This is a genomic window from Paractinoplanes rishiriensis (assembly GCF_016862375.1).
GTDB lineage: Bacteria > Actinomycetota > Actinomycetes > Mycobacteriales > Micromonosporaceae > Actinoplanes > Actinoplanes rishiriensis.
In genome coordinates, this window is the sequence record NZ_BOMV01000012.1 from 102,062 (window position 1) to 117,731 (window position 15,670).

Sequence of the window (15,670 nt, forward strand, 5' to 3'; positions counted from 1 at the left end):
GGCCGCTCCTCTCACTCGTCCACCACCGAGGCTCGCCAGAGCATGACGCGGTCGGGGTAGAGCACCGGCAGCCGCAGGCCGGCGGTCGCCAGCGCCCGGCCCGGCAGGCGTACCCCCTGCGCGGTGGCCCAGGGTAACGCAGCTCCCCAGGCCGCGGCGTTGCCGTCGGCCGTGTCGCCGGGCGGCTGCGGCCGGACCTGGTAGACCCGGTCCGGGTCGAGGCCGGGCAGGGCCGCGGTGCCGGGCGGGTAGGACGCGCTGGTGGCCGTGGCGATCACCGCGTACAGGGCGTCCGAGCGGTCGGCGGCCACCACACCGGTCAGGTGGTACGCGGGGTTGGCCAGGTCGGCGTGCACCAGCGTGCCGGTGTGCAGCAGGCCGCGTACCTCCTTGTAGAAGGCCACCCACTCGGCGAGGCGGGCCAGCTCCCCGGCGTCCGCCGAGGTGAGGTCCCACTCGATGCCGAGGTGTCCCCAGATCGCGGTGCCGGCTCGCATGTCCAGTGCCTGCTCGCGGTGCGTGGTGTGCGAGCGCGGCGCGCCGATGTGCGAGCCGATCAGCTCCAGCGGCAGCAGCAGGCTGGTCCAGCGCTGGATGCCGACCCGCTCGTGCGCGTCGATGCAGTCGGACGCCCAGACCCGGTCGGTGCGCTGCAGGATCTCCAGGTCGACCCGGCCGCCGCCGGACGAGCACGACTCGATCTCCACCGCCGGGTGGCGTGCGCGCAGGTCGTCGAGCAGGCGGTAGACCGCGTGGGTCTGGTCGTGCACGCCGGCCCGGCCGGTCGCCGGGTGGCCGGCGTCGACCAGGTCGCGGTTGTGGTCCCACTTCAGGTACGCGATGTCGTACTCGGACAGCAGCGCGTCGAGCCGGTCCCGGATGTACTCGTACGCCTTGGGGTTGTCCAGGTCGAGCACCTGCTGGCTGCGGGCGGGCGGCGGGATCCGGTTGCCGGCCGCCATGATCCAGTCGGGGTGCGAGCGGGCCAGGTCGGAGTCCGGGTTGACCATCTCGGGCTCGACCCACAGCCCGAACTCCAGGCCGAGCCCGCGCACCACGTCGATCAACGGGCCGAGGCCGTCCGGCCAGACGTCGGGGGAGACCCACCAGTCGCCCAGGCCGGAGCGGTCGTTGCGGCGCGAACCGAACCAGCCGTCGTCCAGCACGAACCGCTCGGCGCCGGCGGCCGCCGCGGCCTCGGCCAGCCGGGTGAGCCGGGTCAGGTCGTGGTCGAAGTAGACGGCCTCCCAGGTGTTGACCACCACCGGCCGGGGCTTGGCCGGATGGTTCGGCCGGCTGCGCAGGTAGGTGTGGAACCGGCCGGAGAGCTCGTCGAGCCCGTTCGCGCCGAATGACCCGTACAGCCAAGGGGTTTGATAGCTATCGCCCTCGCTCAGCGTGACCTCGCCCGGCAGCAGTAACTCTCCGCCGCCCAAGGCGGAATGCCCGTGGTAGTTGCGCTCCGCGATCGACCGGGCGCCGCCGGAGAATGCGGTGTGCACGCCCCAGACCCGCCCGTGCCGGTTGCCGAACCCGGCCGTGCCGGCGACCAGGACGTGCGCGGTGTCGTATCCGGTGCGCCCGGTGCGGTTCTCCCGGACCCGCAGGCCGTGCGTGAACGCGGTCCGCTGCGGTGAGCGCTCGCGCAGGTGGTGACCGGTGAAGTCGAGCAGGTCGGCGGCTTCCTCGGGCACCGGCAGGAAGAGCGTGAGCTGGTCGAGCCGGTAACTGCCCGGTGCGGTGCTGGTCAGCCGGGCCCGGGTGCGCAGGACCCCGCTCGGATGCAGCTCGACCTCGATGACGATCTGTAACCCGGCGGCCTCGTCAAAAGCGGAAATGCGCAAACCATCGGCCGTACGCTCCGCATCGGTCACCGCGAACGCGCTCGACCAGTCCCGGCCGTCCCGGTGCCCGGCCAGTCCCGGGTGTCCCTGCCAGCCGGCCGACTGCTCGGGCAGCAGGGACACGCGCACCGATCCGTCGACCGAGAACCCGATCGCCTGCGGCGCCGCGGCCAGCGCCAGATCATGGAGCCGGTCGTCGCTGAGGTCGCCGAGGGCCTCGCCCCAGTGCACGATCGCGGGCAGTGCGGTGCCCCGGCAGTCCAGGACCACGCTCACCCCCGCGGCGCTCAGATGCACCAGGTCGCTCATCGGGCCTCCCCAACCTGTTTGACGGGCTTCTTTAGTTGCTTAAGAATGCTATAGCCGCAGGCCGTACCGGCAAGAGATTTACGACGGGAGCGTCCTAAATGATCCGAAGCGACGTGCACGAGGGCTGGACCGTCCGGGCGGTCGGCGGGCTGGTGCCGGAGGCGATCGCCACCGGCCCCGTGCCGGCCACCGTGCCCGGCAGCGTCCACACCGACCTGCTCGCCGCGGGACTGATTCCCGACCCGTACCAGGGCACGAACGAGACCGGGCTGGCCTGGTTCCACCGCACCGCCTGGCTCTACGAGTCGCAGCTGGCGGCCGCGGCGGCCGAGGACGGCGAGCGCGTCGACCTGGTCTTCGACGGACTCGACACGGTGGCCACGGTCAAGCTGGCCGGCGCCGAACTGGGCCGGACCGCGAACATGCACCGCTCGTACCGCTTCGACGTGCGGCACCTGCTGACCGGCGGCCCGCTGCCGCTGACCGTGCGACTCGACTCGGCGCTGGAGCACGGCGAGGCGGTCGAGCGCGAGATCGGTGCCCGCCCCCGGGAATACCCGCACCCGTTCAACGCGATCCGCAAGATGGCCTGCAGCTTCGGCTGGGACTGGGGTCCCGACCTGCAGACCGCCGGCATCTGGAAGCCGGTGCGGCTGGAGCGCTGGCGGGTCGCCCGGCTGGCCGTGGTCCGCCCGCTGGCGACCCTCGACGGCAGCACCGGCCGGCTCGCTGTGCACGTGCAGGTGGAGCGCTCCGGCCTGGGACCGGAGGCTGAGCTGACCGTTGCCGTCGCGCTGTCTGACGGCCCACGGGCGGAACTGACCCTGCCCGCCGGCGTTTGTTCCGGTCGTGCCGACCTCGAGGTGCCGGACGCCGCGGTGTGGTGGCCGGTGGGCTACGGCGCGCAGCCGCTCAGCACCGTCACCGTGTCCGTGTCCGCCGGCGGCAGCGCCCTCGACGTCGCCGAGCATCGCGTGGGATTCCGCTCGGTGCGGCTGGACGAGACGCCGGACGAGATCGGCCGGGCCTTCACGCTGCTGGTCAACGAGCGGCCGGTGTTCGTCCGCGGCCTCAACTGGATCCCCGAGGACCACCTGCTCACCCGGCTCACCCGCGACGACTACGCGGCGGCGATCGACCGAGCGGTGGACGCCAACGCCAACCTGCTGCGCATCTGGGGCGGCGGCATCTACGAGTCGGACGACTTCTACGACCTCTGCGACGAGCGTGGCGTGCTGGTCTGGCAGGACTTCCCGCTGGCCTGCGCCGCGTACGCGGAGGAGGAGCCGGTCCGTTCGGAACTGCTCGCCGAGGCCCGGGAGAACGTGATCCGGCTCAGCCCGCACCCGTCGCTGGCGCTGTGGAACGGCGGCAACGAGAACATCTGGGGCTACGAGGACTGGCGCTGGAAGGCGAAGCTGAACGGCGCCACCTGGGGTGCCCGGTACTACTACGAGGACTTCCCGGCCCTGCTGGCCGAGCTGGACCCGACCCGGCCCTACCACGCCGGCAGCCCGTCCAGCCCCGGCCTCGACCCGGCCGAGGTGCACCCGAACGACGACCGCTACGGCACCCGGCACGAGTGGGAGGCGTGGAACCGGCAGGACTACACGTTCCACGACAACTTCGTGCCCCGGTTCTGCTCCGAGTTCGGCTGGCAGGCGCCACCCACCTGGGCCACGCTGACCGCCGCGCTGGCACCCGAGGACCTGCACCAGGAGTCGGCCGCGTTCCTGCTGCACCAGAAGGCGCAGGGCGGCAACGACAAGCTCAACGCCGGGCTGGCCCACCACCTGCCGGTGCCGGCCGACTTCGCGGACTGGCACTGGGCCACCCAGCTCAACCAGGCGCGGGCCACCGCGTACGCGGTCACCCATCTGCGCTCGCACGCGCCGCGCACCATGGGCAGCATCATCTGGCAGCTGAACGACTGCTGGCCGGTGACGTCCTGGGCCGTGGTCGACGGTGCCGGCCGTCGCAAGCCGGCCTGGTACGCGCTGCGCCGCGCGTACGCCGACCGGCTCTTGACCTTCCGGGGTGATGAGCTGGTCGCCGTCAACGACAGCGACGCACCGTGGCAGACCCGGGTGGCGCTGCGCCGGCTCGGCTTCGACGGCACCGAGTACGCGGCCGGCCACCTCGACCTGGACGTGCCGGCCCGCTCGGTGCGCGTGCTCACCCCGGACGCCGACCTGCTCGCCGCCAAGGACGCCACCGCCGAGGTGCTGGTCGCCGACGCCGAGGGCCACCGCGCCACCCGCCTGTTCGCCGAGGACCGCGACCTGGCCTACCGCGCCGCACCGGTGTCGGCCGCGGTCACCCCGGTCGAGGGCGGATACTCGATAACCGTGACCGCCTCCTCGTTCGCCCGCGACGTCGCGGTGCTCGCCGACCGGGTCGCCCCCGACGCGGTGACCGACGACATGCTCGTCGACCTGCTGCCGGGGGAGAGCCACACCTTCGTGGTCCGCACCGCGGCCACCGTCGACCTGGCCGCGTTCGCCGCCCCCGAGGTGCTGCGCAGCGTCAACGCGCTGGCCGGGTGACGTGGCCGCGCCCGGCCAGCTGATCGGGCTGGTGCTGACCGGCGGCGCCGCGGCGCGGGTCGGCGTCGAGCCGTTCATCATGGAGCTCATCGCCGGCATGGAGGAGGCGCTCGCCCCGCACGGCATCACGGTGCTGGTGCTGGTGGTGCCCGACCTCGAGGCCGAGCTGGCCACCTACCGGCGGTGGGCCGCCGAGCACACGGTCGAGGCGGTCGTGGTGGTCAACGTGGTGCACGACGACGTCCGCCCGGCCCGGCTCGCCGAACTCGGCATGCCCGCGGTGCTGGCCGGCCGGCACCGCGACGCGGAGGCCTTCGCCAAGGTGGTGACCGACGACGCCGGCGCGATGACCGCCGCCATCGACATGCTGGCCGGCCTGGGGCACCGGGTGATCGGCCGGGTCAGCGGCCCCGCCGACCTGGTCCACACCACCGAACGCTCGGTGGCGATGCGCTCGGCCGGCGAGCGGCACGGCATCCAGGTGCGCATCGTCGAGGGCGACTACAGCGCCGAGGACGGCGTGCGCGGCATGCACGACCTGCTGGCCGGCGAGCCGCCGCCGACCGCCGTGGTGTTCGACAACGACGTGATGGCGGTGGCCGCCGAGCAGGAGCTGATCCGGGCCGGCGTGCCGGTGCCCGCGTCGGTGAGCCTGCTCGCGTGCGACGACTCGCCGCTGTGCGAACTGGCCGTGCCGCCGCTTTCGGCATTGAGCATCGACGTCCACGAGCACGGCCGTACGCTGGGCAGAGCCGCGGTGGCGACGCTGGCCGGGGAGCCGGCACGGGACTACGCCGGCCCGCCGATCCGGGTCCTGCGCCGGGCCAGCACCGGTCCGCTCAACCAGTAGGGAACCTTCCGGCGGGTCACCGCGTGTACAGGGCATGGTGGTGACGACGACGGAGCCCGCGTCCCGGACGGACGAGTTCGAGGCTTTCTACCGGGCGCACGTGGACCGGGTCTACCGGGCCCTGGCGGTGACCCTGCGCCGCGACGACCTGGCCCGCGACGCGGTGGCCGAGGCGATGGCCCGGGCGTACGCCCGCTGGCACGTGGTCGGCGGCCTCGACAACCCGGCCGGCTGGGTGTTCCGGGTCGGCCTGAACTGGGCGACGTCCTGGTGGCGCAAGGCCCGGCGGGAACGGCCACCGGCCGAGGAGTCCCACCACCCGCACACGCCGGCCACCTCGGCCGGCGAACTGGCCGCGCGGGACGCCCTGGCCCTGCTGCCGACCGCCCAGCGCGCGGTGATCACCTGCCGGGTGCTGCTCGACCTGACCACCGCCGAGACAGCCGCCGCGCTGGGCCTGAGCGAGGGCACGGTGAAGAGCCGGCTGTCCCGCGGCCTCGCGGCGCTGCGCACCGCACTGAGCGAGAAGGAGTGACCATGGACCAGATCCCGGCCCCGGTGGAGACGGCGGTGCGGACCGCGGCACAGGCCGCGCCCGGCTACCGCGGTGACCTCGACAGCGTCTACCGCCGGGCCCGCGCACGCCGGCAGCGTCTGATAGCGACCGCCGCCGGCGTGGCCGTGCTGATCACCGCGGCCGGTGTCGGACTGGCGCAGCGCCGTCCGGCGCCGCCGGTGACCGTGCTGCCGGCCACGCAGCCGGTGGTCAAGCCAGCTCCCGCCCAGCGCCTGCTGCTGTCCGGCGCGGTCGGCACCTACCGCACCGACGGCGCAGCCGTGCGGCTGGGCGGCCGGGACCGGGTCGGTGAGATCCTTCCGGACGGCACCCTGGCCGGCCATCCGGTGCAGGGCGCCGACGGCTGGGACCGGACGGTGGGCCTGCCGGACGGCCGGCTGGTGGCCCTCGGCCCCCGCGACCTGATGCCCGACGTGGAACGTCCCGACGGCCCCGACATCGAGGGCCTCGAGTACAACCTGGTGGTTGCCGCCCCCGACGGCGCGGTGCAGCTGAGCCGGGACGTGCGGGTCAAGGGGGAGGCCGTCACCCTGCTCACGGCGACGGCGGAGACGGCCTGGCTGTGGCGGCCGGCGGGCCTGTACTCGCACGACCTGGCCACCGGGACCGAGAGCCTGGCCGTGCCGCGCAAGACCCTGGGCATCGCGCAGGTCTTCGACGGCTCGACCCAGTTCGCCGACCTGAACGGCGACCGGCTCATCGTGGCGGCCGACTCGACCAGGTGCGCACCGAAGGTGCTGGACATCGGGCAACCGGTCCGGCCCCTGCCGCTGGCCCTGGCTGACTGCAGCACCATCGCAAACCTGCGGCTGTCCCCGGATGGCAACGTGGTCGCGGTGACCTACCTGACGCGGCAACTGATCCCGCATGTCGCCCTGGTGCGGATCGCCGACGGTCGCGTGCTGGCCGACCAGGCGCCGTCAATCGCGTCGTCGTCGCTGGGCTGGGGGATGGATGTGGTCTGGCCGGACAACCGCTCGGTGACCGTGGTGACGTACCCGGTGGAACCGAGCGGCACCTACCGGCTGAAGCCGACCACCATCACGACCGGATCGTGAACGTGTGCCGGCCGGAGCCGACGCGGTGGCTCCCGGCCGGCAGCTGAACCTCGGCGGTGACGTTGACCGGGATCTCGACGGTCAACGTCACCGCGTTCCAGTCGACCTGGACCGGCCCGGCCTGCGTCCAGACCGTCCCGGCGGCGCGGGTCAGCCGGCTTCCCGGATGACAAATCCGGATCTCTCGCCCGCCGGGCGATGTGACGGTCACCCCGAGCAGGGCCCGCTGCAGCGGAGCCAGCGCCGCCGCCCCCCACCCGTGCGACATGCTCTCGCCCGTGTCGAGCGCCTCCCACGACTCCCACGTGAAGGTGCCGCCCCGGGCCAGCACATTCGCCCACCCCAGCGACTCCGGATCGGTGAGCCGCCGCAGCACCTCGTCGTCCCGCCCCGCCAGGTGCAGCGCGGTGAGCAGCACGTCCGCGGTCATCGGCCCCATCGCCAGCCCGAGCGACACCAGGTGGTCGGCGATGACCGGGTGCGCCTCCGGCGGGGCAACCCCCAAGGCGATGGCGTACGCGTTGGCAATCTGCGACGCGTGCCCACTCCCCAAGCCGTCGACGTAGACGCCGTCCGCCCGCCGCAGCCGCGCATTGATCGCCTCGACCAGCGCATCGGCGTCCGCGGTGAATTCGCCCGCCGGCAGCCCGAGCAGTGCCGCCTGTTTCGCCGTACTGCGCAGCGCGTCGACCGCCAGCATGTTGACCGTGGTCCGCGCGGCCGTGCCGGTGTCGTAGCCGTACCGGTTGGGCCAGTCCACAATGCCGAACTCGTACGGCCCCGCGCCGCCGCTGAGCCGCGTGACCAGCCTCGTCTCCGGATCCCGGTGCCGGCGCACATAGTCGGTCACCGCGACCGAGACCGGATACGTTTCCGCCACCAGCCCCGCGTCTCCCGACGCCACGTAGTAATCCCACACCCACCCCGGAAACATCTCGGTGAAATCCGGGATGTCCCGCTTGCCGTCGCCATTCGGGTAGACCGCATTGAGTCGCCCGTCCGGCCAATAACGTTTCTGCGAGGCCGCAATTTCCCGGATCGCCCGCGCGGTCGCCGCCCGATCCCCGCACCCGTGCATGAGCGCCCGCGAGATGGTGACCGCGTCCGCCAGAAACTGCCCCTTCTCCCGGGTCGGGGTATCCAGAAACTGTTCCTGCGTGCTGTAGAGCGCCGACCGCTGCATCATCGCGAACACCGCATCGAGCGTCGGATTGTCGCTGGCGAACGCCGCCGCCCGCGCCGGGTCCGTGTCGGTGTGCTGCACCACCGCCGTGATTTCCCCCGGTTCGCTCACCTCGAGATACCGGAAACCCACGTAGGTGAAAGCTTCGAAGATCTGGTCACCCTGGCTTTGCACGTACGTGTAGGAAAGGTCGGTCACCTGATTGGCGTGCGGCGTGTTGGCCACCGTCCCGTCCGCATTGCACAGGTATCCCGCCACCAGATCGACGTGCCGGCCCGCTGTCCCTTCCCGGAACCGCACCCGGGGAGTGGCCGGAACGACTTTCCCGAAGTCCGCCACCACGGCACCCGACTCCAGCGTGACGACGCTGATCGGCGCCACGGTCGTGTACTTCAGCCGAGTCAACTGCGCCGTGAGATGGGTGAACACGCCGGCCGGGTGCACACCGACAACGGCGGGCCGTTCCCATTCGGAGTCGTCGAATCCCGCCGACGCCCACCCGTCCTGCGCCCGGACAATCCGCCCGTCCACGTTCTCGACGAAGTCCCGCCCGTCGTCGTTACGCCATTCCGCGTCGAGCCACGGCCCGCGCGAAACCCGCCACGTGTCGTCGGTGACCACCACGTCCCGGGTTCCGTCCCCGTATTCGATCACCAGCCGGACGAGCAGCCCCGGTTCCCCTTCCGGCCGGCCCTGCCCCGGTCCGTACCAGTGATAGAGCACCCCCAGCGCCCCGGTCCCCGGCGCGAGCCGTCCGGTGACGTCGGTGACCTGGTAGTAACCCTCACCCGGATACGCGAACGCCGCCCCCCGATCCACCAGCCGGGAATCGATGAAGGCGTGATACTGCTGCGAGGCCGCCACATAGAGCCGCCCCCGGACGACGGCCTTGTCGGCCACCGCAAACTCAACCCGGGCAAGCGTGTACTCGTCCGTTTCCCCTGCTGCCCGCCGAATCCAGGAAGCCCCCCAGTCGGAATCCGCAATCCCGGTGTCGAACCCCGCCGGCTCCGCCCACCCGGACTCCCGGTCCGCACTGTCCCAGGTCCGAACGCTCCACCGGTACGAGGCGCCCCGCCCGAGCGGACCCCCCGCGTATTCCACATACGCCGTACGTTCTGACGGGACTTTGCCGCTGTCCCAGACCTCGACGTCGTCCAGCCCATGCCAAACCCGGATGTGGTACGCCGTCTGACGCTCGCCGTTCCCGGTATGCCGAGGCAGCCACCCGAACAGCGGCGCCCCCTCAACCCCCAACGCCCGCCGCCGGTCATTGACCGTGAGCCCCGCAGGCGCAAGCGGCTGACCCCCGCCAGCCGAGCCCGCAGACTTGAACACCGGTTCCGGCTGCATAAGCCAACTCCAAGGCAACGGCGAGCGAGGCCCAGCCAGACCCACAAACGGAAGGAGTGGCAGCGGCCCTGTCCCGCCACCACTCCACCATTGAAATGTTTCACTAGGCATGATCGACATTAGGTCCCCCACTACCCACTGTCAAGTTGCCCCACCTCCACCCCACCACGCCCGATCCCTTCCTCATGCAGCACCGTCCAGCTCGAGCCGCGCAGCCTCCCCGAAACGATTCAGCACAACCTTCCGCCCAACGCCCCCGACGCCGCCGCCATCCTTTTCGGCCATCGTGTGACGGGACACCCGCCGGAGACATATCCGACAAACACGGCTTTAGCCGGGCGTCGACGGGCCGCCGTGGCCAGATCTTGGCGATCTACGGTCATTCCCGAACGGCAGATCGACAACATCGCGGCGCGGACTAGCGCCAGCGGGGGATGTTTGCCAAAGGTCCGGGCGAGCGCCGAATTGCCGGGCGGGACCTGACATCACGACTCCACCGCACCGGGAAGACTCGGACAGTGTTATCCGCGCCAGGATCTGTCTGGGTCAGCCCTCAGGCCGGGCCGAACGCGGGTGGACCGCGAAGCTGGTGCCGGGCGCGGCTCCACATGTTGGCCGTGGCTCCGGATGTTGGCCGTGGCTCCGGATGTTGGCCGTGGCTCCGGATGCTCGGTGGAGGCTCCTCAATGGGGTCACTTTCCGCGTCGCAAACCATTGCGAAGTGCCTATATCGCCCGCCCTGGCTTCGATCTTGGGAAGTTTGGGTCTGGTGGTGACGTGAGTTCTTCGACTTCTGCGGCTCGGGGCGGCTGGTTGGCGGTGCACGGGTGTCGGTGACGTGGTTTTGCGCTGGTTGGGGCTGAGGGGGGTCGATGGGCGGTTCGCCGAAGAGTGAAGCTTCATCGATGGGCCGGTGGGACACATCCGGTGGTCGGTTCCCTCCGTACTGAGGTGTGCGGGCCGCGCAACAGCTCGCGGCGCATCCCATGCAGGAGGAACACGTGACCCATACTCCGCCCGGTGAGCCGGAGCACGACGCCGACCGGACTGCGCCATCGGGGGAGACGGAGTTTGACGGGCGGGCGGTCGACCTGTCCGGATACCTGACGGAGAGCGACATCGAGCAGCGGGCCGCCTATCTGGCCTTCAGCGACAGCCCCGAACCGTCCGTCGCGGATCTGGACGCGATCGTCACCAAGCTCCGGAGCGACAACTGGGCCGTGGAGGAGGACAGCCTGGTCGGCGGCCTGCGGTGGGACCGCCCCGCCGACGAACTGCCCGCCGAGACGGACGCGGGCGGCGACCTGCGGTCCGAGTGGGCCATGGAGGTGCTGGCCGGCATCCGGAACGCGGCACGCGACGCCCTGCCCCAACCGGCAATGCAGGAACCCGGTGCCGAGTGGGGGCTGTCCGCAACGGACGGTGCCGGCGGAGCGCCCGCGGAGAAGTCGGCTGAGCACCGGTGGGCGGCGGCGGAACCGGCCGCGGGGGGTCCGGCCCCCGGGACACGCATCCCGGGGATGGCGGCCGCGGGGCAAAGCGCGCAGGCACCGGCGGCGCAGGCACCGGCGGCGCAGGCACCGGCGGCGCAGGCACCGGCAGCGCAGGCACCGGCAGCGCGCGGCTGGAACGCGGGGAGAGCGCCGGCATGGAGGCGCGCCGCAGGAGGCTGGAACGCGGGGAAACCGGCCGCCGGAGCACGCACAGCCGAGGAACCGGCCGCAGTGGCGCCGGCCGCCAGCGGCGGGCCGGGCGGTACCGGACGGGCTGCGGGCGGGCCGGGCAACGACGAGCGAGCAGCCGGTGCCGGCGGCGGCGATGGCGGCAGTGGCGATGCCGGCAGTGGTGCCGGCAGTGGTGCCGGCAGTGGTGGCGGCAGTGGTGCCGGCAGTGGTGGCGGCAGTAATGCCGGCAGCGGTGGCGGTGGTGGGGGTCGGCGCGGGCCTCGGCGGGTTGAGCAGTGGGCGGCCAAGCGGAACGCCACCGCCAACCCGCACGCCGAGTGGGCGGCCGCGGCCGGCGTGAAACAGCCCGTGGACGAGCCGACCGCGGAGTGGCCGGCCGGCGCCGTCCGCGCCGGGCCGACGCACGGGGATGAACTGCCGGGGTGGAAGTCGCCACCGGAGCCGGAGGCCGTGGGCGTCCGGGTCCGGCGGGCGCGTAAGCCGCTTCTCATGGCTGCCGTGGCGCTCTTTCTGCTCGGGATGGTGGCGGCCATTCTGGTGGCGCCGCGGTTCATCGACGGGGCCGACCGGACCGAAGCCGCCGCCATGCCGGGCCGCGGTGGTGGCGGCACCACCGCGCAGGGGCCGCTCGACGGGGTCACCGAGGCCGCGTTCGAGCTGGTCGACGGGGCCGGGGAGATCCGGGTGCGGGCTGAAGATCTCGGGGCGGACCTGTACCGGGTGGCCACCTCGGCGGGGAGCGGGGTCACACCGCGGGTGGACCGGGACGGGGCGGATCTCCAGCTTTTCCTGCCGCGCGGGGAGCACGGCGACGCACCGGCCGTCGATGTCTTGCTGAACGCAGACGTTCGGTGGTCGCTGCGGCTCAACGGTGGGGCTCACCGGATCACGGCGGATCTGTCCGCCACCCGGGTGGACTCGGTGGAGATCGGGGGCGGGGCGCGGGTTATCGAGCTGACGCTGCCGGCGCCGCGGGCGGTGGTGCCGGTGCGGATGACCGGTGGGGTGGATCAGTTCACGGTGGACCTGCCGGCGGCGACGCCGGTTCGGGTGCGGGTGGGATCGGGTGCCGGCCAGGTCAGCCTGGCCGGCACCACGCACCGGGGGATCGCGCCGGGGAAGTCGTTCACCACCGACGGGTGGCGGGACGGGGGTGCCACCGGGATCGACCTGGACGCGGCCGCCGGAATGAACACCCTGACCGTCACCGACCGTTAGGGGACTGCTTTCGCGTACACCTCAATCTCGCTCACCGTCATGTAGCCGCCCGGCCTGGCCGTGAGGACCACCCGGGCCGCGGTGGCCCGGGCATCGACCGGCACGTCGATGACCGGGGCGCCGTCGGCCGGCACCGGGATTTCGGCGCTGGCGTCGGTCCACGTTCCGTCGGGGCCCTGCACCTGCACGCGCAAAGTCTCCGCGGTGCTGACGTTGCTGCCGTCGCGGTAGAAGTAGGTGACCACCCGGGTCAGGTCCTTCGGGGCGGCCAGCGCGACCGTGATGGTGTCGGCTGGGTTCTTGGTGCCGGAGCGCCAGTTGGACCAGGCTTTCTCGGTGCGGTCGCCGTTGCGCAGCCCGGCCGTCGCATAACCCGGTTCCGTGTACGTGGCGCTCACCGTCACGCCCTGCTCGGTCGCGGCGTTCGCCTCCACCGGCTCGACCACCCGCACCCGGGCGGTGGCCGCCAGCCGGGTGCCGTCGACGACCGTGGCGGTGCCCCGCACGGTGACCGTCCCGAGCTGGTCGAAGGGGCCGGACGCCGCCCAGGTCACCGGCAGCGCCGCCCGTCCGCCGTGCCGGCCCAGGCCGGTCACCGTGGCCGGCAGCACGGGCTGCCCGCCGACATAGGTCGTCACCGCGACGGGCGCCGTGGCCACGAAGGTGTCGACGGTGACCAGAGCCGTCGCGGTGTGCTTGCGGCCGAGCACATCGGTGGCGACGCCACGCACCCGCACCTTGCCCGGTTTGCGCCAAGCGCTCGCCGGCGGCAGCGACCACACCACCGGCAGGCTGCCCCGCGCCCCGTCCGGGTACACCGGCGTGACGGTGGCGGGCAGCGTCGGCACCAGCTTCGGGACCGTGTACGCGACGACCTTCGACGTGCTCAGCACGGTCTCGTCGACGGCCGTCCAGCGCTGGTTGCCGCCGGATGTCGGCGTGTACGTGGACACCGGGCTGCCGTCCGCGGTCGCCTGCCCGGCCACGTCGATCAACCGGCCGGTCGCCACGTTGATCAGGGTCCAGGTGCCGTCGCCGGTGGTCGACAGGATCCACTCGGTGGCGGCGTCGGTGCCCGGGTCCAGGGTCAGCGTGCCGTCCCGGACGGCCAGCCGGGTGCCGGTCGCGGCGTTGACGACGGCGTAGCGGGCGCGGTTGCTGGTACCGCCGGCGAGCCGGGTGAAGGACCACAACTGATCCGCCGAGTCCGCGTTGTCCCGCAGGACGATGCCGGGCGCCAGGGATCGGCCACTCGCCACGCCCTCCAGGCGGTAGAAGTGGTCGGCGAGCAGCGGAGTGCCGGAGACTCCGGAAACACCGTCGACCAGGAACGTGGTCACGGATTGCCCCGGGACGGTCAGGACCGCCGACTTATGAGCAACCTTTACGGGCTTTCCGCGTACGAGACCACCGGAAGCGCTCGAAACGACCGGCGTGACCTTCGCGCCGGGCCGGATGGACCGGAAGCCTGAGAGATCCAGCGTGACCGAGCGGCTGTCGGCACCGGAGTTGACGTGGACCACGGTGACCCCGCGCGCGTTGACCGCCGCCACCGACGACGTGTCACTGACCTTGACGAAATGGTCGCCCGGCCGGATGAAGTGGGTGAAGTTGCGGATCGTGTCGTACTTGCTGTTCACCTGGATCGGGCAGTTCGCCGGGGTCGCGTCGGCCGGGCAGTTGAACGGCACGTGGATGCTGCCCCAGTTGCCGCCGCTCGCCTGCTGCGGCACCGAATCCTCGATCGGCTGCCAGAAGACCCACGCGGACGGCTCTAGTTCCCGGATGTCGTCGACGATCCGTCCCGCGATACCGAGTCCCGGCAGCATCCCGGTGTAGTCGGTGGTGCCCGGGCCCCAGTTGCCCTCGACCTCGCTCATCCACAGCTTCTTGCCGGCCGCCTTGGCCGCGTCCCGCACGCTGGTGCGCTGCCCGGTCCCGTACGTGTGCACATTCATCTGCTCGACCGCCGCGCGGGATTCCGCCGTGTACGCGTTCCAGTTCGTCATGAACGTGCCCGGGTTGGTCTCGTCCATCGCCGAGATCACGGCCCCGGTGTCCGCGTTGTTCAGCCGTTCCCGCAACGCCAGCAGCACTTGCTGTTGCAGCGCCGGCCCGGCGTGCGCGCCCTCCTGCCGCCCGCCGGTCGGCTGCCCGTCCGCGCCGAGCGTCGTGCCCCAGTAGTTGGTGTTCGGCTCGTTCAGCGGGTTGATCGTCGCGAACGAGATGCCGTGCCGCCGCTCGATCTCCTCGGTGACCCGCACCATGTACTCGGCGAACTCGTCCACCCGGTCGGCGCGGATCTGGTCGGTGCTCGGGTTGAAGCCGCCGGACACGTACCCGCTCACGGTCTGGAACCACGGCGGCGAGTTGCTGAACGCCTCCCAGTGCGTGACCTTGTCCTTGATCTGGTCGATCCACCAGCGCTGGTTGGCGTCGGCGTCCCAGTTCCAGTGGTCCGGGTTCGCGGGGTCCCACCACTCCATGTCGGCCTGCGTGGTGCCGGCCGGCGCCTTCCAGAAGCCGGGCATGGTGGCGCCCACCTTCATGTAGTCGTCGCGGACGCCGGGCGCGTTGCCGCCGCCGATGTTGTAGCGGGCGATGTTGAGGTTGAGGCCGTCGGCCCCGAACACCATGTCGACGAGCTTCTTCCGGATCTCGTCCGGATAGCCACCGGTGGCGTTGGACATCCACACCAGACTGGTGCCCCACCCCTCGAAGGTGGGCTGCCGGTAGGACGGATCGATGTGAACGTTAACTGAGTTTCCGATTGCGGCGGCCTGTGCGGGGGCGGGAGCGACGCCGAGGGTCGCGACCAGGAGCACGGCAGCCAGCATTCGGGAGGCGGCGATCATGGCGCTCCCTATCCGACAAAATTCCGCAGAACCGAACGCGACGCAACGTATAACAAAAATTGTTGCGGGTCGATGGGCTTGACGCCGGGCCGGAGAGGGGCTGACACTGACTGTTGGTGTGAACGCTAACAAGGCGCCGATGGCTCCCGGCGGCCTTCTTGGCGACCGAGTTGCAGGGCCGGGGGCGGATCA

Annotated in this window: 8 protein-coding genes and 1 pseudogene; 5 read left to right on the top strand and 4 right to left on the bottom strand. The window is 71.8% G+C overall.

Annotated features, from left to right (window positions below):
* Positions 1-11: 11 nt before the first annotated feature.
* Complete coding sequence (locus Ari01nite_RS08805) at positions 12-2,153, bottom strand: alpha-galactosidase (protein ID WP_203780619.1); 2,142 nt, start codon at positions 2,151-2,153, stop codon at positions 12-14.
* A 98-nt stretch (positions 2,154-2,251) separates the two neighbouring features.
* On the opposite strand from Ari01nite_RS08805, the gene Ari01nite_RS08810 reads away from it, so the two are divergent.
* From Ari01nite_RS08810 to Ari01nite_RS08825, 4 genes are read left to right on the top strand one after another with little or no spacing between them, the layout of a single operon-like run.
* Positions 2,252-4,699, top strand: a complete 2,448-nt coding sequence (locus tag Ari01nite_RS08810; RefSeq protein WP_203780620.1) for a glycoside hydrolase family 2 protein — start codon at positions 2,252-2,254, stop codon at positions 4,697-4,699.
* Position 4,700: 1 nt separating this feature from the next.
* Positions 4,701-5,549 (top strand): LacI family DNA-binding transcriptional regulator, encoded by an 849-nt coding sequence (locus tag Ari01nite_RS08815; RefSeq protein WP_239162590.1) that lies wholly within the window; start codon positions 4,701-4,703, stop codon positions 5,547-5,549.
* Between the two features lie 34 nt (positions 5,550-5,583).
* On the top strand, positions 5,584-6,084 hold the full coding sequence (locus tag Ari01nite_RS08820) for an RNA polymerase sigma factor (RefSeq protein WP_203780621.1): 501 nt from the start codon (positions 5,584-5,586) through the stop codon (positions 6,082-6,084).
* 2 nt (positions 6,085-6,086) lie between these two features.
* On the top strand, positions 6,087-7,184 hold the full coding sequence (locus tag Ari01nite_RS08825; RefSeq protein WP_203780622.1) for a hypothetical protein: 1,098 nt from the start codon (positions 6,087-6,089) through the stop codon (positions 7,182-7,184).
* On the opposite strand, the gene Ari01nite_RS08830 is transcribed toward Ari01nite_RS08825, so the two are convergent.
* Together Ari01nite_RS08830 and Ari01nite_RS51795 are read right to left on the bottom strand one after the other, a co-directional pair.
* A complete protein-coding gene (locus Ari01nite_RS08830; RefSeq protein WP_203780623.1) occupies positions 7,168-9,267 on the bottom strand; it encodes a family 78 glycoside hydrolase catalytic domain in 2,100 nt (699 codons plus the stop codon). The genes Ari01nite_RS08825 and Ari01nite_RS08830 overlap by 17 nt on opposite strands.
* Positions 9,268-9,360: 93 nt before the next feature.
* A pseudogene (locus Ari01nite_RS51795) lies at positions 9,361-9,840 on the bottom strand (glycoside hydrolase family 78 protein); the annotation flags it as partial.
* A gap of 881 nt (positions 9,841-10,721) precedes the next feature.
* Between Ari01nite_RS51795 and Ari01nite_RS08835 the strand changes: the two are divergent.
* On the top strand, positions 10,722-12,623 hold the full coding sequence (locus tag Ari01nite_RS08835) for a hypothetical protein (protein WP_203780624.1): 1,902 nt from the start codon (positions 10,722-10,724) through the stop codon (positions 12,621-12,623).
* Here Ari01nite_RS08835 and Ari01nite_RS08840 read toward each other — a convergent pair.
* Entirely contained in the window at positions 12,620-15,478 is a 2,859-nt protein-coding gene (locus Ari01nite_RS08840; protein ID WP_203780625.1) for an RICIN domain-containing protein, read from the bottom strand. The two genes, Ari01nite_RS08835 and Ari01nite_RS08840, sit on opposite strands and share 4 nt — an antisense overlap.
* Between the last annotated feature and the right edge of the window lie 192 nt (positions 15,479-15,670).

What these genes read in the sequence shown, in the direction of transcription:
- Ari01nite_RS08810 (WP_203780620.1), top strand. Translation starts at nt 2,252, where the DNA reads ATGATCCGAAGCGACGTGCACGAGGGCTGGACCGTCCGGGCGGTCGGC.
- Ari01nite_RS08825 (WP_203780622.1), top strand. Translation starts at nt 6,087, where the DNA reads ATGGACCAGATCCCGGCCCCGGTGGAGACGGCGGTGCGGACCGCGGCA.
- Ari01nite_RS08840 (WP_203780625.1), bottom strand. Translation starts at nt 15,478, where the DNA reads ATGATCGCCGCCTCCCGAATGCTGGCTGCCGTGCTCCTGGTCGCGACC.
- Ari01nite_RS08805 (WP_203780619.1), bottom strand. Translation starts at nt 2,153, where the DNA reads ATGAGCGACCTGGTGCATCTGAGCGCCGCGGGGGTGAGCGTGGTCCTG.
- Ari01nite_RS08820 (WP_203780621.1), top strand. Translation starts at nt 5,584, where the DNA reads ATGGTGGTGACGACGACGGAGCCCGCGTCCCGGACGGACGAGTTCGAG.